The sequence below is a fragment of the Rhabdobacter roseus genome (genome assembly GCF_014202275.1).
Lineage (GTDB): Bacteria > Bacteroidota > Bacteroidia > Cytophagales > Spirosomataceae > Rhabdobacter > Rhabdobacter roseus.
The window spans coordinates 16,201-36,247 of sequence record NZ_JACHGF010000018.1; the positions used below are offsets into that span (position 1 = coordinate 16,201).

The following is a 20,047-nucleotide window of genomic DNA, read 5'->3' on the forward strand; positions in this document are numbered from 1 at the left end:
GCTGACTAGTATAAAACGATCCCTGAATCAAATTCTTACCCAATTGATATGGCAGAAGCAATTCGTATGCCCAAGATGAGCGACACCATGGAAGAAGGTGTTATTGCTGAGTGGCACAAAAAAGTAGGCGACGAGATTAAATCCGGTGATATTCTGGCCGAGGTCGAAACCGACAAAGCTACAATGGATCTCGAGTCGTACTACGACGGAACTATTCTTTACATAGGGGTGCAGAAAGGAGATGCCGTTCCGATCGACGGAATCATGGCCATCGTGGGCGAAAAAGGCGAAGACTACCAGTCGCTACTCGAAGGAGGAGAATCCAATGGACAAACGGCCGCTAAGAAGGAAGAACCCAAGAAAGAAGAAGCCGCTCCGCAACCAGAAAGCAAGGAAAGTACCCCCAAAAAAGCGGATAAACCCGCTAAGTCGACCGAAAAGATCAACGCTACCGTGGTGCGTATGCCCAAGATGAGCGATACCATGGAAGAAGGTACCCTGGTGTCGTGGCAGAAAAAGGTGGGTGATCAGGTGAAGTCCGGCGATATTCTGGCCGAGGTAGAAACCGACAAAGCCACCATGGAGCTGGAAGCCTACGAGGATGGTACCCTGCTGCATGTGGGCGTAGAAGAAGGCTCGGCCGTGCCCGTCAACGGCATCATTGCCGTCATTGGCGAAGAAGGTGCCAACGTGGAAGCCCTCCTGGCCCGTGAAAACGGTGAGGCCATAGACGAAGAAGCCGCCGAAGTAGAAGATATTACCGACGAAGACAGCCAAAAAACAACCGTACCCGTCGAGACCCCCGCGGGTGTAAGTGCCAATGATGCCTCCTCGGATCGGATCAAGGCGTCGCCGCTGGCCCGCCGCCTGGCCGAAGACAAGGGCATTGACCTGAGCCAACTGGAAGGCTCCGGCGATAATGGGCGCATCGTGAAGCGTGACGTGGATGAGTACAAGCCCGCCGCCAAGCCGGAAGCCGCTCCCGCCAAAGCCGCCGCTCCCAAAGCCGCCGAGGCTGCTCCCGCCCCCACCGCCGCTCCCGTGGGCGACTACGAGGATCTACCCGTGTCGCAGATGCGCAAGACCATCGCGCGCCGCCTCAGCGACAGCCTCTTTACGGCGCCGCATTTCTACCTGACCATGGAAATCAACATGGACAAGGCCATGCAGCTGCGCCCCACGCTGAACGCCGTGAGCCCCGCCAAAATTTCTTTCAACGACATGGTGATCAAGGCCTGTGCGCTGGCTCTCAAGCAGCATCCGGCCGTTAACTCGGCCTGGCTGGGTGACAAGATCCGTCGCTACAAGTACGTCAACATTGGCGTGGCCGTAGCCGTAGACGAAGGACTGCTGGTACCCGTGGTGCGCGACGCCGACAAGAAAACGCTTTCGGCCATCTCGGGCGAAGTGAAAGAATACGCCGGTAAAGCCAAGGACAAAAAACTCCAACCCAAAGATTGGGAAGGGAATACCTTCTCGGTGTCCAACCTGGGCATGTTTGGCATCGACGAATTCACGGCCATCATCAACCCGCCCGACGCCTGTATTCTGGCCATTGGTGCCATTAAACAAACGGCCGCTTTCAAGGAAGACGGTACCCCCTATCCGGTCAATATCATGAAGGTAACGCTCTCCTGCGACCACCGCGTGGTCGACGGCGCTACGGGCGCTTCCTTCCTCCAAACGGTGAAAAAGCTGCTCGAAGAACCCATGAGCATGTTGGTATAAAGTCAAAGTACCTTATTGAATACAAAAAAGAGGGCCTGGCGCAACCGGCTCTCTTTTTTTTGGCAAAGTACCCCCTAGAATTTATGGGTAAACCGTGAATGAGTTGGTAAGTTATAGATACCAGGCAACGTTGCCTTTTTCTTGCGGCTAACCAGGAATTTTTTAACTATTCATCCATCCATAAAGCGAAAAAATGACCGCAGCGTGGTCACAGATTTATAGCATTAAGACTTTAGATTACCGACCGACCGCAGGGCGGTCGCACCTCGCCCAGGAAGGGCTAGCGTTCGATTCCGCTGGAATCATGTTTTGTTATGGGTTAGCTTTCTATAAACATGGGATTTCTCTGAAATCCGTAGGTACCTATGGCTAACTTTATAAACTAAAGCATCAATAAATGCTAAACCTGTTGACATAGGGTTGTCACGTAGGTACCTGATCTTTGTCTTGCTCATCAAAAACCAATCCGTATGATCTCTTTTATCGAAGCTTTTCAAAAAGAACTGGCGCAGGAAGCCGCCCAAACCCGGCGCATGTTGGCCCTCGTCCCCGCCGACCGGATGGATTGGCAGCCCCATCCTAAAAGCATGACGATCAAAGCCCTGGCTACGCACCTGGCCGAAATCCCGATCATGCTCACCATGGGAATTCGGCAAGATAAGTGGGATTTTGCGGACAGCCCCTACGCCCCCGCCAACTACCCCGACCCCGACGCACTGGTGGCTCGTTTCGACGAATGCGTGCAGGAAGCTCAGGCGGCACTCGCTGGCGCTACCGACGCTATTTTGCAGCAAAAGTGGGTGATGTGCGAAGGAGATACCATCTACGTCGAAATGGAAAAATGGGAAACCGTACGCCACGCCATGGGCCAAAATGCCCACCACCGCGCGCAGCTCGGGGTTTTTCTGCGCCTGCTCGACATCCCCATTCCGGGTCCTTACGGCCCCAGCGCCGACGAAATGTGATTTTATAACGACTCCCCAGGTACCTATCGTTCTGAATCTAACCCGCTAACCTCCTCGCCAAGCCACCACGGGCCTGGCGGGTACCTAAGGTACCTGAACGTTCCCCGTTTTTTTCCAGTTATACTAACTGATTCGGCTCCTGATCGTGCGCGGTTGGGAGCCGAATCAGTTAGTACATTATGCTTGTTATTAAACCTCAATTCATGGAAAAAATACACGCTACTACCGTTCTGGGGGTACTTCACAACGGAACCGTGGCCCTGGGAGCCGACGGACAGGCTACGATGGGAAATACCGTGGCCAAAAGCAACGTCAAGAAAGTACGTACCCTCATGGGGGGCAAGGTACTTGTGGGCTTTGCGGGCTCCACGGCGGATGCCTTTACGCTGCTGGAAAAATTTGAAGAAAAACTCAACGCCTACGGGGGCAACATGAAGCGCGCGGCCATTGAGCTGGCCAAGGACTGGCGCACCGACCGCTACCTGCGCAAGCTGGAGGCCATGATGATTACCGCCAGCAAAGACGAAATCCTGGTGATTTCGGGTACGGGTGATGTCCTGGAGCCCGAAAATGGCGTCGCGGCCATTGGCTCGGGCGGCAACTACGCGCTGTCGGCGGCGCTGGCGCTCAAAAAACACGCCCCGCAGTTATCGGCCGAAGATATGGTGCGCGAGGGCCTGCACATTGCCGGTGATTTGTGCATTTATACCAACCACAACCTGGTGGTCGAGCAAATTCAATAGCCCCAAGTACCCTTTCAAAGTACCTCCGCAAGTACCTTGTTGTACAGGTACTTGCGGAGGTACTTTTTTTGGTTAAAAGATAAAACCCATCCCAAACTCCAGAATATGCGGCTCCCGCAGCGCCCGGTTGCGGTTGGTACGAAACTGGTAGTTGGCTTTAAAAACGATATTCTCGCGCGTATTAAAATTAGCGCCCACGGTTAGGATGTCGAGGTCGTTCTGCACGCGGGGGAGCGTAGTTAGTCGTTCGTCTACCTTCCGGTGGGTATTCAGTCGCTCGTAGCGCACAAACAAAGGTACTTTCATTTCGGAGCGGTCGAACAGCCAGTTTTTTTGGTGCGATTCGTGCGGGGTACTTTTCCGGAAATAGGGTAATATATCCACCCCGAGCTCAAACAAGTACCCGAATGTTTCCTGCCCAAGTACCTGTCCCTGGCCAGCTTGCTGTAGCCCTAGCTGGTAGATGGGGTAGGTGTCACCCAGGGTGCCGTAGGTACCTACGCTCACGAAGCGCAGGTTCATCCAGTCGTACTTGACGTAGCCCGTCCCCAGCCGAATGGGTGCCTTGATCTGCCTTTCGCCGGCGTCGTCCTCCACGCGCGCGCCCTGGCCCGAGTTGCCCACGTAGCCCGAGGCACTCACCGTGAGGCCCGGCACGCCCGTGTAGTTAAGCTGCGGCACCAGCGACAGCGAGCGGGGTACTCCAAACCGGATGTCGCGCCCCTGCCGGATCCAGGTGCCGCTCACGTACTGCGCGGCGTCCAGCCCCTGCGACACCCCCAGCGCGTAGGAGAACGTAGGTGTGATGTTGCCGTAAAACATGGCCCCGAGCTCAATCCAGGTCGTGGGCGTAATGAGCCGCTCCACCTCCGAGCGGTTCACCGAATAGAACATCACGGGCTCGTCGTTGTTGTTGACGTAGCCAATCGGCAGCGGATAAAATCCCACCCGCGCCTTGAAGTAGTCCGACACCAGAAAATCCACGAAGGCTTCTACCACAATCTCGTGTCGGCCTTCGCGGGTACCATCGTGCAGGTACTCAATCTGAAACTCCGAGTTCCAAATGATTTTGTCGGTAATGCGGTACCCAAAAAAAGTAGCGTAACGGTACAGATTCGTGTAGTAAAGCTCAATGTCGCCGCTGTTGGTATTTTTAGTACCCTGGTAGTTCACGAAATTGAACTCCCCGAAGCCACTGATGGAGTACCTTTTGTCGGAGAAGAAAATCTTGGACGCTGCCAACGCCAGGCCCGGCTGCTGCTGGTATTTGAGCCGCTCCACCGCCGGGCTGGGCTTGGTGAGGGTGTCGGCGGGCTCGGGGGTTTGGGCATGGGCGGTGGATAGCAGAAAAAGTAGAAAAATAAGTCGGAAGAATACTTTCATGAGCTCAATGGTTAGCGGCAAGCGGGGGCAAAAATAGGCCAAGCCTCCTTTTCAGCCATTTTTATTGGATTAGGATACCCTTAGAAAAGTATACCAAACCCGCGCTATCTATTTACTTAAAAGTACCTTCCGTAAAAAAAGAGGTACCTCAAGTACCCCCTTCTTCGTTGTGAAAGCGTTCGTGATGAGGTGCCCAGGCAACTACAAATCGGCCATAAGTACCATCAAACGTACCAGCTCCTGCCCCACCAGACGGCTGCTTTTAGGATCGTACTTGTGGGCGGTCATCGAGAAGCTCAGCCGCTCACCTGAGCGGGTGGTTACGTAGCCCGCGTAGGCCCGGGTGCCGCCAATGGAGCCGCTTTTGGCGCGGACATTCCCCGCCGCGCGGGTACCTTTCCCCAGGTTTCGCACCGTCCCGGTTTCGCCCAGCACGGCTATGCTTTCGTAAAAATCGGGAAAGGCGTTGTTTTTGGTAGCGGCGTTCAGGATCTCGACGAGGTTCTGGGCCGTCAGCGAGCCCGAGGGCGACAGGCCACTCCCGTCTTTGATAAAAAAGCCCCGCACATCGGCTCCCTTGCCCCGCCAGTAGGCCGTCAGGGTTTCGACGGCGTCGTCAAACTCCGATTTGCCGGACAGTTTTTTCGCGGCCGTTTTCAGGAAGGCGTCGGCGTAGAGATTGATACTCCACCAGTTGGTCTGCTGCGCCAGTTCGCGCAGCGTGGGCGAAGCGTATTCGTCCAGCACCGTACGGGTGCTTTTGCGGGTACTTACGGCTTCCAGCACCATCGGCCCGCCACCTACCCCGATAGCCGCCGAGATCAGGCTTTCGCGCAGGGCGTAAGCGGCGTACTGCGCCGCATCGGGCAGGGCACCTTTGACCGAAAACGTCGGCACCCCGCGCGGCACAGTACCCGTGAGCAGGGCTTCGTTACTCCGCGGACTCCCATAGATAATGACCTGGTCGCCCGAGCCGGTGGGGCCCGTCGTGACGCGGTTGGTCAGGTTCAGGTAAGGCAGCGTGGGCTCGGTTCGGATCACCTCCGCCGGATCACCCACGTTACGGCCAGGCCGAAAAAACACCCGGTAGAGGTTTTCGTTGAAGTTGAGCCCCTGTACCCCCGCTCCGTAGTAGTTGCCGATGTCGCCCCAGATCCAGCTGTCGGCCAAGGCCTTATCATCCAGGAAGGAGGCATCGGCCACGACCCTCCCCTGCACGTAGCGGATGTTGGCCTTGCGGAGCACGTTGACCCAGCGGTTGAGCAGCGCGGTGGCGTTGGGGTACTCTTTGAAGCGGTCGCTGCCCAGGGAGGGATCGCCCGTGCCGCGCAGGTACAGGTTGCCCCGCAGGGTATCGTTCACAATTTGTCCGTCGTACTCCAGGTACGTTTTGTAGGTATAATCACCGCCCAGCACGGCCAGCGCGCTGGCCGTCGAGACGAGTTTCAGCGTTGAGGCCGACGGCAGCGACAGTTGGTGGTTCAGTGCCACCAACGGCCGGGTGCCCGCCACGGGAGTGCCCGCCACGGGAATGCCCGCCACGGGTTTGAGGCAGAAAGCCAAGGTACCGTGCCGCATCAGCTCGCTGTTCTGTAATTCCACGACGGCATCTGTGAGTCGGGCCAGGGCGGAGGAATCAACGGTTTGGGCATTTAAGACGTGAAAAAAGCCCGTAAATAAACCAATCAGGAAGTATTTCATGTGATCGAATCAATAATAGAACCCTTTTAAGTACCCCCCTTAACGCATTTCTTGCCGAATCCAGCTGGCCCCGGCGTAATCTGCACCGTTTTTTTGGTACTTTTGCACACTTTATGCCCAAAAGCATGTCAGGGCGAAAGAATACCAGGGCTGCCGGATCAGGGCATAAGAGCCAGCGGGACCGCTCCGACTGCTCACAAAGTACCTTAGTAGCAGGCAGGATAGGCATCTGGGTTGGAAGGCAAGTTGTGAGTAGTGAATGTAATAAACGTTTTTTACCAAACCCTCTCTTCGTAACGTATTAGATCCATTTATCCTTTCGACACGGCAAGGAGGGGTTGATTTTTGACAAAAAAACGAAAAAAGACACGTATCGTCTAGTATATAGAATATGAAATTGACATTTTGGGGAGCCACCCGGCAAGTGACTGGTAGCATGTACTTACTGGAAGTGGATGATTACCGTATATTAATTGATTGTGGCTCCAACTTTGACCTGAACGAAAAGGAGAAGAAAGCACTCTTCGACGAGCAAAAAAGTGTTTTCCCTTTTGACCCCACCCTGGTGAACACGGTGCTGCTCACGCACGCCCACATCGATCATAGCGGCAACATCCCCAACCTCTACAAGGAAGGTTTTGAGGGGCAGGTGGTGTGTACCGAGCCCACCTTTGCGCTCACCGGGCTGCTGCTGAAAGACGCGGCCCTCCTGCACCAAAAACGCCTGAACGCCCAGCAGCAGGGAGGCGGTAAGAAAAAGCGGGGCAAGAAGCCCAAAGACGTACCCCGCGATTTTTTTCTGGAAAAACAGGTCAATGACGCCCTGGAAAACTTTGTGCCGGTGGCTTATGGGCAGCGCTACCGCATCGCCGACCACGTGTCGGTGACGTACTTTGCGGCGGGGCATTTGCTGGGAGCGGCTCACATCCTGGTCGAAGCCTGGGAAAACGGCGAAAAGAAAACCATTTGTTTCTCGGGTGATATTGGCCGACGAAACTACCCCTTGCTCATTGACCCGCAACCCGTGCCGCAGGCCGACTACCTGGTGTGCGAAAGTACCTACGGCAACCGCCTGCACCTCGACCAACGCTCGCCCGAGGAAGCCCTGATCGACGTCATTCACCGCACGTGTGTGGAGATACCGGGTAGGCTCATCATCCCTACTTTTAGCGTAGGGCGTACGCAGGCCTTGCTGTACACCCTCAACCGCCTGTACGTCGAGCACAACCTGCCGCCCCTAAAAGTTTTTTCGGACAGCCCGCTGGGCTTTGCCAGTACCCGTGTGTACCAGAAATACAGCCGCCTGCTCAACCAGGAGGCCCGGGCTTTTCAGAATTCCAACGACATGCTCTTTGACTTCGAGAACCTGATCTACCTCGAGAGTAGCGACGCCAGCCGGGCGGTTTCGAACTACAACGAGCCCTGCATCATTATTTCGTCCTCGGGCATGGTACAGGGCGGGCGCGTGGAGCACCACGTGGCGGCCAATATTGGTAACCCCTACGCGACCATTCTGCTCATTGGCTACGCCTCGGAAGGTACCCTGGGCTGGCGGCTCATGAACGGCCAGGATAACATCATTATCCAGGGTCAGAAACATCCCGTCTTGGCTAATATTGAAAAAATTGACGTATTTAGCGGTCACGGAGACCGGGACGATCTGGTGAATTTTGTAAAAATGCAGGATACGGAGCGTCTAAAAAAGATTTTCCTGATCCACGGTGAACACCAGAGCATGCTGGATTTCAAAGAAACACTGCAAACCATCGGCTACGGGCAAGTGGAAATTCCGGACCGGGGCCAGTCGTACGACTTATGACCCCAACCCCACTACCCTCAACCCAGACAAAATGAGAACATACCTCGACTTTGAAAAACCAATCGCCGAGTTAGAATCCAAACTCGCCGAAATGAAAAGGCTGGCGGAAGATAATAAAGTGGATGTGTCAGCAGCCACCTCTTCCCTCGAAAGCAGCATTGAGAGACTTCGCAAAGAAATATTCGAGAACCTCACCCGCTGGCAGCGGGTGCAGCTATCGCGCCATCCCGACCGCCCCTACACGCTCGACTACATTCAGCTGATGTGCGACGAGTTCATTGAGCTGCACGGCGACCGGCAGGTCCGGGATGACCCGGCGATGATCGGCGGCTTTGCGCGCATCGGCGATCAGAGCATGATGATCATCGGGCAGCAAAAGGGCCGCAATACGAAGCAGCGTCAGCACCGCAACTTCGGTATGCCCAACCCCGAAGGCTACCGCAAGGCGCTACGCCTGATGAAAATCGCCGAGAAATTCAATAAACCCATCGTCACGCTCATCGACACGCCGGGGGCTTTTCCGGGCCTGGAAGCCGAAGAACGCGGCCAGGGCGAGGCCATTGCCCGCAACCTGAAGGAAATGTTCATGCTCAAAGTACCCGTCATCTGCATCGTCATTGGCGAAGGAGCTTCGGGTGGAGCCCTGGGCATCGCCATCGGCGACCGCGTGCTGATGCTGGAAAATACCTGGTACTCGGTGATTTCGCCCGAGTCGTGCTCGTCTATTTTGTGGCGTAGCTGGGACTACAAGGAAGAAGCCGCCGAAGCCCTGAAACTCACGGCAACGGACATGAAAGAAAACCGCCTCGTCGACGGCATCATACCCGAGCCGCTGGGCGGTGCCCACCTCGACCACGAGGCCATGTCCATCATCATCAAACGGGTCATTACGGAAACCCTCCGCGATCTTTCGACCCTCAGCCCCGAGCAGCGCATCGACCAGCGCATCGAGAAATTCTGTGCCATGGGGGTGGTGATTGAATAACCGGTACTTGATAAAACGGGCCCGGCCCATCAGGGGCAGACCTAACTTAGCAGCATGAAAAACGACGCAATTAAGAATATCATCTTCGACATGGGCGATGTCATCATCAACATCGATGTACCCCGCACCGCCCGGGCTTTTGCCGAGCTGAGCCAACAGCAAGAAGATGAACTCATTGAGCTTTTTCAGGAAAAAGAGCTATTCCGGCAGTTTGAGACGGGCCATCTCGACGACGCGGGCTTCCGTAGCTACGTGCGGGAGCTGCTTCGGCAGGAACACTGGGACGAAGCCACCATCGATAAGGCCTGGAACGCCCTGCTGCTGGACCTGCCGCCCGAGCGCGTGGAGCTGATCCAGCGGTTGGGCCAGTCTTACCGGCTTTTTCTGCTCAGCAATACCAGCTCCATCCACGTTGCTGAGGTCAACCGGATCTTGCAGCAGGTCGCGGGGGTACCTAGTCTGACGGAGCTTTTCGAAACCGTTTTTCTTTCCTACGAAATGGGCCTCATGAAGCCCGACCTCGCCATCTACCAGCGGGTACTTGAGCAAGCCGGGCTGGTAGCCGAAGAAACCCTCTTCCTCGACGACAACCTGGACAATATTCGGGCGGCGGCTTCCCTGGGCATCCAAACCATTCACGTTCAGAAACCGTTCACGATCCTGGACTACCTCCAAGACTATGTCGCCTAACACCCGCACCTACCTGATTCAGGGCCTTCTTTTCGTACTTACGCTCATTACTACTACCCTGGCCGGTGCCGAGTGGATGTTTGGCAATGTATTTCCGCTGGTTGGTACCCTTTTTAACATAAACCTGAGCAAGTCACTGGGCTGGGCCGAGTTTTGGCAGGGGTTACAGTTTTCGTTACCGTTTCTGGGTATACTTACGGTACATGAGTTTGGGCATTACTTCACGGCCAAGTACCATCAGGTGCGCGTCACTCTCCCCTACTACATCCCGCTTTGGTTTGGCTTTACGCAGAGCATCGGTACCATGGGGGCCTTTATCCGCATTACGTCCCCGGTGCGCTCGCGCCTCAAATTCTTCGACATCGGCATTGCCGGTCCGCTGGCGGGTTTCGTGGCCGCGCTGGGGGTACTTTGGTACGGCTTCACGCACCTACCCCCGCCCGAACATATCTTCACGATCCACCCCGAATACGAGACCTACGGCCTCAACTACCCCCAGTTTGTTTATGAAAACCAGCAAGGGGCCCTGGCCCTGGGTGACAACATCCTGTTTTGGCTGTTCAAGACCTACGTAGCAGACCCTACGCGGCTCCCTCATGCCTACGAGATGATCCACTACCCCTACATCTTTGCGGGGTACTTGGCGCTCTTTTTCACTTCGCTCAACCTCATCCCCATTGGTCAGCTGGACGGCGGTCATATTCTCTACGGGCTCATTGGCAAAAGACGCTTCGACCTGGTGGCCCCCATTCTGTTTGTCTTTTTTGCGTTCTACGCGGGCTTTGGCCTGTTCCGGGCCGAGGAGTTTGCCGTCGGTACCGACGAAGCCTTTTATACCCTACTGGGGTACCTGGTGTTCTACATCTTCTTCCTTTTCATTTGTTTCCGGCAACTGAGCGACAACGCCGCCACGGGCATGATGCTGAGCCTGGTGGTGGTGGTGGGGCAATTTGCTCTGGCCTACCTGCGCCCCGACTGGGACGGCTACTCCGGTTTTCTCCCGTTCGTGTTCATTCTGGGCCGTTTTCTGGGGATCTACCATCCCGAAACGCCCGAAAACGAGCCGTTGGGTACTTCGCGGATGTTGCTGGGCTGGCTGGCGCTGATCGTCTTCGTGCTTTGCTTCAGTCCCCGGCCTTTTATTATTCTCTGACCCTTCGCTTTTCTAAAGTACCCTGGCTGAGCGCGGCTTACTACCACTGGCGTTCAAAAGGGGGAGTATTCATTCTGATAGGGCCACTCTAGTCATTTGATTGTCTTTCTCACGGTCAGTTACCAAAGCATCAAAACCGCGCTCCTGAATCCGGTAAAGCACTTGCGCAGTGAATAATGATTCCCTAAAAAAAGGGTACTTTTAGCTGATAATAGGCTATTGAAACAAAAACCTTCATGTATACACAACTGGCTCAGGAGCTTATCCAACTAGCTGAGTATGATCTGGCCGTGCGGGAAAAGCTGCTGGCGGAAGGTAGGTTATCGGAGGGGTACAACCCCGAAATGGAAGCCGTACACCGGGCCAATGCCGCACGGCTCCAAGAGATCATAGCGGAAATCGGCTGGCCCACTCGCTCGAAGGTGGGTGATGAAGCCAGCGAAGCGGCCTGGCTCATCGTGCAGCACTCGATCGGGGAACCCGCTTTCATGAAAGCTTGCTACGAACTCATGCTCGGCATGCAAGACGACCTCAACCCCCAAAACCTGGCCTACCTCCACGACCGCATCTGCTATTTTGAAGGCCGCCCCCAGCGGTACGGTACCCAATACGATACGGAAACCCAACGGTACCCCGTGGAAAACAAAGCGGCCGTGAACCAGCTTCGAGCGGAACTTAAACTACCTCCCCTCGCCGAGGCCAGTCTGGTGGAAGCGAGCGGCAATACCGTCGAGCTACCACAGGATGAAGAAGCAATGGCCTGGCGAAAAAAAGTGGGCTGGGTTTAAAACAGGTGAGCCGCATCCCACGGGATTTTACCCGATAGCTGTCTGTTTAGTCGTCAAGAAAAAGTACCCTTGGAAGCCATCAAGCGCCTAGTGTGTTACCCTATCAATTCTTACCAAGAAGAGCTCTCACCTATACATTGGACCAAACATAATTGTCAAAAAAAGGCACTGAGCTTGATCGCGCTATTCCAATTTATCGTTAGTATCTTTGTATTAGGTTTTATAACGTAATCAGTCGGCATGAATACCTTAAAATATCCATTAAGTAATGCTCAAATGGAGCTTCTGAAACTTTTTGGAACTGATTTGTCTGATGGCGAACTCAGGGAGCTAAAATTAGTACTTTCCCGTTTTTACGCCGAAAAGGCTATGAAAGCAGCAGATGCTATCTGGGAAAACCGGGGAATGAGTGATGACGATATGGATCAATTGCTGAATGAGCCATCGTAAGCAATTGCTGGTGCTCATTGATACCAAAATATCCCTTTTCCAAAAATACCTATCGCAGATATACCTACTTTCAAAGCTATTCTTGCCTCAAGGAAACAGGCTATCTAATAAATTACCAATCCATTTTACGTATCATTTCCTACTCCGGGTTCTCCACCTGCCGCACCCGCGGGCTTTTGATTTCTTTCTTGCCGAGCTTGTACGAAAAACTCAGCCGGAGGTGCTGGTTTTGGTAACGGTGGCTTTGTAACTGCCGAAACGAATCGCTGACGGTCTCTTCCCGGATGAAGGTGTGGGGCGTCAGGAGGGTATCCATACGGAGGCTTACGTTGGCTCGCTCGTTTTTTGATTTTTTGCTGACGGTCAGGCTGTAGTATTTCCAGCCACTTCGGTATCCCTGCAGCCGTACCTGGTTGGCATCAAAGTACCCGTAAAAATCAATGCTGAAGCTCTGGGGTAGTTTGTAGGTACCATTCAGGACGGCGATCCGCATCAGGCCCGCGTTGGAGGTACCCAGCGCCGGGCTTTCCAGCCGTACGTACTGGGCCGTCAGGGTACCTCCTAGGCTGAGCGCTGCGGTGGGCTTCCAGCTCAGATTGAGCGACAGGCCCAGTCGCCGATTCCGCCCCAGGTTTTGCCAGGTACTTTCAAAAACGCCGTCGGGTCGGGCCAGCCGGACGTTTTCGAAGCTATTGTGGTTTTGGTTGAAAAACAGGGCCGCATCCGTAAAGAGTTTGGGGGCATTGCGGGTAAAGCTCAGTTGGTATCGCCGGGTACTTTCCGGCCGCAGGTAGGGGTTGCCGTACTGGATCGTGAGCGAATCGGCGTTGTTGACCGTGGGGTTGAGCAGCGAAAAATAGGGCCGGACCAACCGCACCGTATAGCTCAGCTTGAGGGTACTTTGCGCCCCCAGCTTCCGGCTGAGCAGGAGGTTGGGCACCAGGTTCTGAAAAGAAGGTACCTGAAGGGACGTATCCTGAAACACCGCCCGCAGCGATGTGTGCTCGTATCGGGCTCCGGCCAGGAGCGTCCAGTGGGCCCTATTCAGGCTGAGCTGGGTATACAATGCATAAATGGCACTTTGATACGAAAAAGCGTTGGAGCGGATCGCATCGTAGCTATAGTACTGTTTTTCAAAATCATAAATTCTGAATTCGCTGTCGCTCGCCAGCTTTTTTTGCATCAGCTTGCCGCCCGTCTCCCATTTTAGTTGCTTGCCGAACGCCTGCGCATAGTCGGCCTGGAGCGTGAGATCCCGGTTGTGGGTCTGGCTACGAAAATTCTCCCGGTAATCGATCATCTCCTCCCCGCTCAACTGCTCCAGCGCGTAGCGGCTCGTTCCTCCAAACAGAAAATACATACCCAGCAGCGAAAATTCCTTCCGCTTGTCGCGCGAGGTACCCGTATACCCCAGGTTGAACGTATGGCCGTTGTTGCCCACGGGGCTGTCGATGTACCGCCGAAAGGTAGGTACCTTGGGTTCGTTTTCGGCGTAAAAGTAATCCGAAACGGTGTGCGTGCGGTACGGCGACCAGCGCAGCCGGTACCCGGCGTTGAGGGTATGAAGCGAATCGAGGCTGTAGAGTACGTTCAGGCCCCCAAAGAAGTAGTCGCCCCGTTGCCGGGATTCGTTGTTTTGCCGCATGGCCCAGGTACCTGTCTCTCGCTCCAGCACCGAGCCGTTGCGGTTCCAGTATTTTTGGTAAAAACCATCCGCCTTCAGCAGCCATTTTTGGTACTTGGTATGTACATCGGCCATGATTTGTTCGCTGCGGTTGCCCAGTACGCCACTCAGGTTGCCGTTGGTAGCGTTGTCGCGACTTTTGCGGGTGGTGATGTGTACCACGCCGTCGGTACCTTCGGCATCGTAGCGGGCCGAGGGATGCGTTATGACTTCCACCTTCACGATGCTCTCTCCCGGAATGGCCTTCAGGGCATCGGCCACCGAGGAGGCATAAACCTCCGACGGCTTCCCGTCGATAAAAACCCGAAGCTGCGAACTACCCCGCAGCGAGAGCCCACCGTTGGCATCTACCGTGAGCAGGGGTACTTTGCGCAGTAGGTCGGTGGCATCGCTCCCGGCGCCGGTCGGCAGGCTCTCGGCGTTGAAAACCAGGCCGTCGGCCCGTTGCTCGATCAGGGGCTTTTGTCCGCGCACGGTCACGGTTTGTAGGTTTTGTGCCTCCAGAGCCAGCCTCACGACCCCTACTTGCCAGGTAGGTTGACTGGCATCCAACGTTTGGGGTGCGGTTTGAAAACGACGGTACCCCACGGCACTCACCGCCAGGTAGTAAGTATCCAACGGCAACGTCTGAAACGCAAAGTACCCCAGGCTGTCGGTGAGGGTCCCTTCGACGAGCCGCTCTTGCTGAAACACCGCGACCGTCGCGAACGGTACGGGCTTGCCACTGAGCGAATCCAGCACACGCCCCAGCACGGCAACCTGACTACCAGGAACTTGTGCGATTATTTCCGACGCAAAACACGCGCCTAGCAACAATACAAAAAGGTACTTCATGGCTAGTAGATGCTTAGGGATCTTGGTTTGTAGGCACAGTCTTCGCCCAGCCCTGCTCACCGGGAGGGTACTTGGCGTAAAAAAATACTACAGGCTACGGCTTAGCGGGGTAGTTGGGGATGTTGCGACCCAGGTAGATGTTGCGCTCGGCCTTGTACATATTGCCTACGTCTTGGAGCACCAGAATACCACTCCCGCCGCGGTTGGGTAGTTTCCGGCGCTTTTCGGGCGTGAGCAGGGGGTCGTCGTCAAAGAGGAAGTCGTCGAGGTAGTACTCGTCCAGGCCCGGCTCCTTCACCACGAGGTGGATATGGGCGGGTTCGGAGCCGTCGGGATAGGGGGCCGGGCGCAGCGTGCCAAATTTGTAGAAGCCCTGCTCGTCGGTGCGCATCCAGCCGCGCAGGTACCCGTGCCGCCTGGCCCAGCCTTTTTCGTCGCCTTTCTTGGGGTAGTAGCCCTGCTCGTTGGTATGGTAAATGTACAGAATCACGCCCGCCGCGGGCGTTTTACCGTCGGCCTGGTACACGGTGCCGTTAATTCCCAGCGGCTTTTTGCCCTCCCAGGTTAAGTCGGGTAGCAGTACCGTACTTTTCAGCTTCTCGAAGGGTACTTTGTTTTCGTAAATAGCCTCGCAGCCCTCGCAGGGGCCACCTACTTTTTTGTTTTGGCCAAAAACCAGTGGCACACTCAGCAGCGCCAGCAACCCGATAAGAGGTACTTTCTTCATGACAAAAAGGGGTTATATTTAGGGGGTACTTTATGAAAAACCTTCTTTCCCAAGACCTTCACAAAGCAAGCGCAAGCGGGGAGCTTCTACAAAAAAAGTAGAGCAACGGCCCGAAAAATAGACGAGCGCACAAGTACCTTTCCGTTGCTCTACTTTTTGGGTCGTTGGTCGATATAATTTCGCATAGTCCTGTCTTTTATAGTCATTTACAAGCCAATAGCACACAGGTACCTTCACGCATTTTCTTTGATCGCATGGACTTTCTGGACCGCCCCCTCCAACTTCCGCTTTCCCACCGCCGCGTCACGGCCAAGTACGCGCTGGTCCATACGGCCTACTGGGTACTGGTCACGGGCTTTTTTCTGTACGAAAAAAGGTACCTGATCTACAAAGCCAGCCTGTCATACTTTGCCCTATGCGTGACGGGCCGCATCCTGCTGCTCATCGGCATTGCCTATCTGAACCTCCACTATTTTTTACCCAAGTACCTCATGACCAAGCGCTACGGGCGGTACTTTGCGTGGGTGTTGCTGTCTATCTTGGGGTACCTGCTGGTGCAGTGCCTCTTCGACTACTACCTCTACGGCTACGTCATCGGGCCCATGCGCAACAGCAACTGGCTCGAGTCGGTCTCCTACAATTTTTTCAGTACGCTCTGGTACCTGGCGCTCATGGTGGCCCTGAAGCTGAGTATCGACTGGTACGAGCAGCAGCGGGTGTTGCAGCAAATCACGGTCGAGAAATTGCAGGCTGAAGTCAATTTCCTGCGCTCGCAGATCAATCCGCATTTTTTGTTCAATATCCTTAACAACCTCTACGCGCTCACGCTTCGTAAGTCGGACCTGGCCCCGGAGGTGGTTTTAAAGCTCTCCGACATGATGGAATACATGCTCTACGACAGCGACGACAGCCGCGTGCCGCTGGAAAAGGAGCTCAGGTACCTGCAAAACTACCTGGAGCTGGAAAAGCTCCGCTACGGCGACCAGCCCGATATTTCGCTCCGCATCAACGGCAGTCCCAACGGCCAGGAAATAGCCCCACTGCTGCTGCTGCCGCTGATCGAGAATGCCTTCAAGCACGGCATCAGCCAGCAGGCCCGGCAGGCCTGGCTGCACGGCCAGATCGACCTGGAGCCCGACGCCGTGAAGGTGACCGTAGAAAACAACAAACCCACCACCAGTCCCCCCAGTGCCAAGGGGGGCATCGGTCTGGCGAATCTCCGTAAGCGGCTCGAACTGCTGTACCCCGGCCGGCATACGCTCCACACGGAGGAGCAGCCGGGCGTCTATAAAGTGGCCCTGAATATTTCGCTGAACTAAAACGACTCTTTTGCATGAAAAAACCAGTTGTCTTAACGCTATTGCTGGCGCTCAGCCTGGTCCAGGCCCGCCGCCCCTCGCCCGAGCCCACCCGGTTTGTGGCCACCAGCCCCTGCGACGGACTGCCGCGCACCATGCTGGGTATCCCAGCCGCGACCGACTGCGAAATGATCCGGTGGGAACTGGCGCTCCACCGCGACCCGCGTCATCAACAACCTACTTTTTACCAGCTCCAGTACACCTATGGCCTGTCGCAGCCTTCCACCACGGGTTTTACGAGTACCCAGGCCAAAGGCCAGAAAGAGGGAAAATGGGTAACACAGAAAGACGCCAAAAATCGGGAGATCTATCGCCTGGCAGAAAGTACCCCCACGGAAGCACGCCTCGCCTTTGTAAAGCTGAACGACCAGCTGCTGCACCTCCTCGACCCGCAGGGAAAGCTCATGATTGGCCACGGGGGCTGGAGCTACACGCTCAACCGAAAAAAGTGATTTACCAAAAAAAAATACAAAGCCATGAAAACGAATCACTTACTCCTACTGCCCATTCTTTGGCTTCTAGGTACCTTACCCGCCGCGGCTCAGGAAGCCCGGCTTACCGAAGCCCGACTTACCAATGTACCTACCCAAACTACCTCCCGTACCCCCGTGGCCGAAGGACCAGCGGTGTTTGGGGTTTTTGACGGGCGGTTTCCTTGCGCCGAAATTCATAAAGACTGGAAGCAGCCCGCACGGCCGGACTGCGTCAAGATGAAGTGGCGCCTGACCCTGTACCACGATCCGGCGACCCAGCAGCCAACGATCTACCGGCTGAACCGCTCCGTTCGGGAAGGTACCTGGGCGCTGGTACGGGGTATCCCCACCGACCCGGAGGCCGTGGTAATTCAGCTAGACTCCGACCGGCCGGACGTTTCGGTCTACTTGCTAAAAGGCGACGACAACGTGCTGTTTGTGTTGGATCAGCAGCGAAACTTTCGGGTCGGCGACTACTACCTAAGCTATACACTGAACCGGGTTACGAACTAAACCAAAACGACCTATGACAATCAACTTTCATTCGGCTACGCCCATTCTGTACGCCCAGGACCTCGCGGCCAGTCTCGATTACTACCAAAAAGTACTTGGCTTCCAGCTCGACTGGCATGACCCTGGCGTGATGGCTTCCGTCTCGCGCGGGGACTGCCATCTCATGCTCACTTCCTCCGACCAGGGGCATCCGGGTAGTTGGGTCTGGATTGGCGTGGGTGACGCAGACGCCCTTCACGACGAATACCGGGCGCACGGAGCCAAAATCAGGCACCCACCCACCAACTACGCCTGGGCCTACGAACTACAGATAGAAGATCTGGATTGCAATGTGCTTCGCTTCGGAGCCGAGCCCAAACCGGATCAGCCCTACGGCCCCTGGCTCGACAGCCGCGGCCAGACCTGGCTACCGCAGCCTCAGGGTGGCTGGGTCAAAGTACCTTAGCCACCTGCCAATCGGTGTTTTTCGTACCTTTTACTTTTTTTTAAATTCAAAACGACATTCTACCCCATGGACATCCAGGCCATCCGGTCCAGCTTGGAAGCTATCCTGCCTTTTCGGGCTTTGTTTTTGCAGGAAACCAACGTACAGATACGCTACAACGCCTGCCACGAACGCGGCTGGACCGACTCTTATACGCTGCTCCTGGCTCAGGAAGTGGTCGGTTACGGGTCGGTCAAGGGCAAAGAGCAGCTCACCGACCGGGATACCGTCTTTGAATTTTACCTCATGCCCGCCTACCGCCACCTGGCTACGGCTGGTTTTGCGGCCTTGGTGCAGGCTTCGGGCGCTACCTTCATCGAGTGCCAAAGCAACGACCCTTTGCTCTCGCCTCTTCTTTACGAGTTTGCGCAAAACGTCAACGCCGAGGTTATTTTGTTTGAAGACCACCTGGCTACTCACTACTCTCCTCCCGGCGTGAGGTTTCGGCCTCGCCGGGAAGGCGAGAGGCTTTTTGCCCACCAGACCGAGCCCATCGGGGATTACGTCCTGGAATGGAACCGGCAGGTGGTGGCTACGGGTGGCTTTCTACGGCACTACAATTTTCCGTTTGCCGATTTATTCATGGAAGTCGTCGAAGAGCACCGTCAAAAAGGCTGGGGCACGTACCTCTTGCAGGAAGTGAAAAAAGAGTGCTACCGGGCGGGGCGGGTACCGGCTGCGCGCTGTGCCATGCATAATAAAGCCTCCCGTGCTGCTCTACTCAAAGCGGGCCTGAAAGTAGCTGGGTACTTGCTGGCAGGTTCCGTTAAAACCGTATAAATTAGCCTTTTCAATCCAAAAATATGCTCCGCTGCGTAGTGATCGACGACGAACCCCTGGCCCGGGAGGTACTTCAAAACTACCTCCAGCGGCTCGACTGCGTGCGCTCGGTCCGGCTCTTTGGCCACGCCCAAGACGCCCTGGAGTACCTCCGCCACCACGAGGCCGACGTGCTGTTTCTGGACATCGAAATGCCCGAGTTGAACGGTCTCGATTTCCTGCGCGCCCTCCCGCAGCCGCCCCTCACGGTATTCACCACGGCCTACCGCCACTACGCCTACGAGGGCTTCGAGCTGGGCGTCATCGACTTCCTGCTCAAGCCCATTGCCTACGCCCGTTTCCGGCAAGCCATCGAAAAAATCCGGGAGTTTCTGGCGCTAAAAGAGCAAAACACCCAGCTCGAAACCGGCGCCTCCCTGGGGACGGTTTTTGTCAAAAGCGGTACCCAACGAATCAAACTCAACCTGGCTGACGTAACCTACCTCCAGGGCCTGAAAGACTACGCCATCATCTATACTGACGCGGGCCAGATCGTGCTGAAAGGTACCCTCAAAGCCATGCACGCCATCTTTCCGCCCAGCCAGTTTGTGCGGGTTCACAAATCCTTCATCGTAGCCGTCTCGCGCATCACCCGCCTCGAGCGCAACCGGCTCATCATCAACGGGAATCCCGTCCCCATTGGCCGAAATTACAAGGAAGAAATAGAGGCGTTGGTGGGGCGGGGGTAGTTTGGGCCTTGTCATCAGAACAGCGCCCTCTCCGCCTAGGCCCCCCGTTGCCAAGCTACCT

19 protein-coding genes are annotated in these 20,047 nt (G+C 55.5%); 15 read left to right on the forward strand and 4 right to left on the reverse strand.

All coding sequences use genetic code 11. The features are described from left to right. The first annotated feature begins 48 nt into the window (after positions 1-48). From HNQ92_RS27325 to hslV, 3 genes are all read left to right on the forward strand, one after another. Complete coding sequence (locus HNQ92_RS27325) at positions 49-1,728, forward strand: pyruvate dehydrogenase complex dihydrolipoamide acetyltransferase (protein WP_184179582.1); 1,680 nt, start codon at positions 49-51, stop codon at positions 1,726-1,728. 470 nt (positions 1,729-2,198) lie between these two features. Next, positions 2,199-2,693 carry a DinB family protein gene (locus HNQ92_RS27330; protein ID WP_221307564.1) on the forward strand — a complete coding sequence of 165 codons (495 nt, stop codon included), beginning with the start codon at positions 2,199-2,201 and terminating at the stop codon, positions 2,691-2,693. A gap of 203 nt (positions 2,694-2,896) precedes the next feature. Continuing rightward, positions 2,897-3,436, forward strand: a complete 540-nt coding sequence (gene hslV / locus HNQ92_RS27335; protein WP_184179585.1) for an ATP-dependent protease subunit HslV — start codon at positions 2,897-2,899, stop codon at positions 3,434-3,436. 72 nt (positions 3,437-3,508) lie between these two features. Here hslV and HNQ92_RS27340 read toward each other — a convergent pair whose 3' ends face one another. Next, positions 3,509-4,819 (reverse strand): porin, encoded by a 1,311-nt coding sequence (locus tag HNQ92_RS27340; protein WP_184179587.1) that lies wholly within the window; start codon positions 4,817-4,819, stop codon positions 3,509-3,511. A gap of 201 nt (positions 4,820-5,020) precedes the next feature. Further along, positions 5,021-6,520, reverse strand: a complete 1,500-nt coding sequence (dacB, locus tag HNQ92_RS27345; RefSeq protein WP_184179590.1) for a D-alanyl-D-alanine carboxypeptidase/D-alanyl-D-alanine endopeptidase — start codon at positions 6,518-6,520, stop codon at positions 5,021-5,023. Positions 6,521-6,911: 391 nt separating this feature from the next. Here dacB and HNQ92_RS27350 point away from each other — a divergent pair, with 391 nt between their 5' ends. The 6 genes from HNQ92_RS27350 (at position 6,912) to HNQ92_RS27375 (ending at position 12,405) form a co-directional block, all read left to right on the forward strand. Next, positions 6,912-8,339 (forward strand): MBL fold metallo-hydrolase RNA specificity domain-containing protein, encoded by a 1,428-nt coding sequence (locus HNQ92_RS27350; protein ID WP_184179593.1) that lies wholly within the window; start codon positions 6,912-6,914, stop codon positions 8,337-8,339. Between the two features lie 31 nt (positions 8,340-8,370). Further along, the gene (locus HNQ92_RS27355) at positions 8,371-9,324 is read left to right on the forward strand and encodes an acetyl-CoA carboxylase carboxyltransferase subunit alpha (protein ID WP_184179596.1); all 954 of its coding nucleotides are present in this window, start codon (positions 8,371-8,373) and stop codon (positions 9,322-9,324) included. 54 nt (positions 9,325-9,378) lie between these two features. Further along, positions 9,379-10,014: an HAD family hydrolase gene (locus HNQ92_RS27360; protein WP_184179599.1), complete on the forward strand. Its 636-nt coding sequence runs from the start codon at positions 9,379-9,381 to the stop codon at positions 10,012-10,014. Next, on the forward strand, positions 10,004-11,167 hold the full coding sequence (locus HNQ92_RS27365) for a site-2 protease family protein (RefSeq protein WP_184179602.1): 1,164 nt from the start codon (positions 10,004-10,006) through the stop codon (positions 11,165-11,167). The genes HNQ92_RS27360 and HNQ92_RS27365 overlap by 11 nt, the downstream gene beginning before the upstream one ends. A gap of 236 nt (positions 11,168-11,403) precedes the next feature. Further along, on the forward strand, positions 11,404-11,955 hold the full coding sequence (locus HNQ92_RS27370; RefSeq protein ID WP_184179605.1) for a DUF6624 domain-containing protein: 552 nt from the start codon (positions 11,404-11,406) through the stop codon (positions 11,953-11,955). A gap of 240 nt (positions 11,956-12,195) precedes the next feature. Further along, a complete protein-coding gene (locus HNQ92_RS27375; protein ID WP_184179608.1) occupies positions 12,196-12,405 on the forward strand; it encodes a hypothetical protein in 210 nt (69 codons plus the stop codon). A gap of 139 nt (positions 12,406-12,544) precedes the next feature. On the opposite strand, the gene HNQ92_RS27380 is transcribed toward HNQ92_RS27375, so the two are convergent. Next, a complete protein-coding gene (locus tag HNQ92_RS27380; protein ID WP_184179612.1) occupies positions 12,545-14,923 on the reverse strand; it encodes a TonB-dependent receptor in 2,379 nt (792 codons plus the stop codon). Between the two features lie 94 nt (positions 14,924-15,017). Then, positions 15,018-15,650: a dioxygenase family protein gene (locus HNQ92_RS27385; RefSeq protein ID WP_184179615.1), complete on the reverse strand. Its 633-nt coding sequence runs from the start codon at positions 15,648-15,650 to the stop codon at positions 15,018-15,020. Positions 15,651-15,904: 254 nt separating this feature from the next. On the opposite strand from HNQ92_RS27385, the gene HNQ92_RS27390 reads away from it, so the two are divergent. The 6 genes from HNQ92_RS27390 to HNQ92_RS27415 all read left to right on the forward strand — a co-directional run bounded on the left by HNQ92_RS27390 (position 15,905) and on the right by HNQ92_RS27415 (position 19,986). Next, positions 15,905-16,969, forward strand: a complete 1,065-nt coding sequence (locus HNQ92_RS27390) for a sensor histidine kinase (RefSeq protein WP_184179618.1) — start codon at positions 15,905-15,907, stop codon at positions 16,967-16,969. A 14-nt stretch (positions 16,970-16,983) separates the two neighbouring features. After that, on the forward strand, positions 16,984-17,460 hold the full coding sequence (locus HNQ92_RS27395; protein ID WP_184179621.1) for a copper resistance protein NlpE N-terminal domain-containing protein: 477 nt from the start codon (positions 16,984-16,986) through the stop codon (positions 17,458-17,460). A 24-nt stretch (positions 17,461-17,484) separates the two neighbouring features. Further along, complete coding sequence (locus HNQ92_RS27400) at positions 17,485-17,994, forward strand: hypothetical protein (protein ID WP_184179624.1); 510 nt, start codon at positions 17,485-17,487, stop codon at positions 17,992-17,994. 13 nt (positions 17,995-18,007) lie between these two features. Continuing rightward, a complete protein-coding gene (locus HNQ92_RS27405) occupies positions 18,008-18,439 on the forward strand; it encodes a VOC family protein (protein WP_184179627.1) in 432 nt (143 codons plus the stop codon). Positions 18,440-18,505: 66 nt separating this feature from the next. After that, complete coding sequence (locus HNQ92_RS27410; RefSeq protein ID WP_184179630.1) at positions 18,506-19,258, forward strand: GNAT family N-acetyltransferase; 753 nt, start codon at positions 18,506-18,508, stop codon at positions 19,256-19,258. Between the two features lie 23 nt (positions 19,259-19,281). After that, a complete protein-coding gene (locus HNQ92_RS27415; protein WP_184179632.1) occupies positions 19,282-19,986 on the forward strand; it encodes a LytR/AlgR family response regulator transcription factor in 705 nt (234 codons plus the stop codon). Positions 19,987-20,047: the final 61 nt, after the last annotated feature.

What these genes read in the sequence shown, in the direction of transcription:
- HNQ92_RS27330 (WP_221307564.1), top strand. Translation starts at nt 2,199, where the DNA reads ATGATCTCTTTTATCGAAGCTTTTCAAAAAGAACTGGCGCAGGAAGCC.
- HNQ92_RS27410 (WP_184179630.1), top strand. Translation starts at nt 18,506, where the DNA reads ATGGACATCCAGGCCATCCGGTCCAGCTTGGAAGCTATCCTGCCTTTT.
- HNQ92_RS27400 (WP_184179624.1), top strand. Translation starts at nt 17,485, where the DNA reads ATGAAAACGAATCACTTACTCCTACTGCCCATTCTTTGGCTTCTAGGT.
- HNQ92_RS27380 (WP_184179612.1), bottom strand. Translation starts at nt 14,923, where the DNA reads ATGAAGTACCTTTTTGTATTGTTGCTAGGCGCGTGTTTTGCGTCGGAA.
- HNQ92_RS27370 (WP_184179605.1), top strand. Translation starts at nt 11,404, where the DNA reads ATGTATACACAACTGGCTCAGGAGCTTATCCAACTAGCTGAGTATGAT.
- HNQ92_RS27355 (WP_184179596.1), top strand. Translation starts at nt 8,371, where the DNA reads ATGAGAACATACCTCGACTTTGAAAAACCAATCGCCGAGTTAGAATCC.
- dacB (WP_184179590.1), bottom strand. Translation starts at nt 6,520, where the DNA reads ATGAAATACTTCCTGATTGGTTTATTTACGGGCTTTTTTCACGTCTTA.
- HNQ92_RS27415 (WP_184179632.1), top strand. Translation starts at nt 19,282, where the DNA reads ATGCTCCGCTGCGTAGTGATCGACGACGAACCCCTGGCCCGGGAGGTA.
- HNQ92_RS27375 (WP_184179608.1), top strand. Translation starts at nt 12,196, where the DNA reads ATGAATACCTTAAAATATCCATTAAGTAATGCTCAAATGGAGCTTCTG.
- HNQ92_RS27365 (WP_184179602.1), top strand. Translation starts at nt 10,004, where the DNA reads ATGTCGCCTAACACCCGCACCTACCTGATTCAGGGCCTTCTTTTCGTA.
- HNQ92_RS27360 (WP_184179599.1), top strand. Translation starts at nt 9,379, where the DNA reads ATGAAAAACGACGCAATTAAGAATATCATCTTCGACATGGGCGATGTC.
- HNQ92_RS27325 (WP_184179582.1), top strand. Translation starts at nt 49, where the DNA reads ATGGCAGAAGCAATTCGTATGCCCAAGATGAGCGACACCATGGAAGAA.
- HNQ92_RS27395 (WP_184179621.1), top strand. Translation starts at nt 16,984, where the DNA reads ATGAAAAAACCAGTTGTCTTAACGCTATTGCTGGCGCTCAGCCTGGTC.
- HNQ92_RS27340 (WP_184179587.1), bottom strand. Translation starts at nt 4,819, where the DNA reads ATGAAAGTATTCTTCCGACTTATTTTTCTACTTTTTCTGCTATCCACC.
- HNQ92_RS27385 (WP_184179615.1), bottom strand. Translation starts at nt 15,650, where the DNA reads ATGAAGAAAGTACCTCTTATCGGGTTGCTGGCGCTGCTGAGTGTGCCA.
- hslV (WP_184179585.1), top strand. Translation starts at nt 2,897, where the DNA reads ATGGAAAAAATACACGCTACTACCGTTCTGGGGGTACTTCACAACGGA.
- HNQ92_RS27390 (WP_184179618.1), top strand. Translation starts at nt 15,905, where the DNA reads ATGGACTTTCTGGACCGCCCCCTCCAACTTCCGCTTTCCCACCGCCGC.
- HNQ92_RS27405 (WP_184179627.1), top strand. Translation starts at nt 18,008, where the DNA reads ATGACAATCAACTTTCATTCGGCTACGCCCATTCTGTACGCCCAGGAC.
- HNQ92_RS27350 (WP_184179593.1), top strand. Translation starts at nt 6,912, where the DNA reads ATGAAATTGACATTTTGGGGAGCCACCCGGCAAGTGACTGGTAGCATG.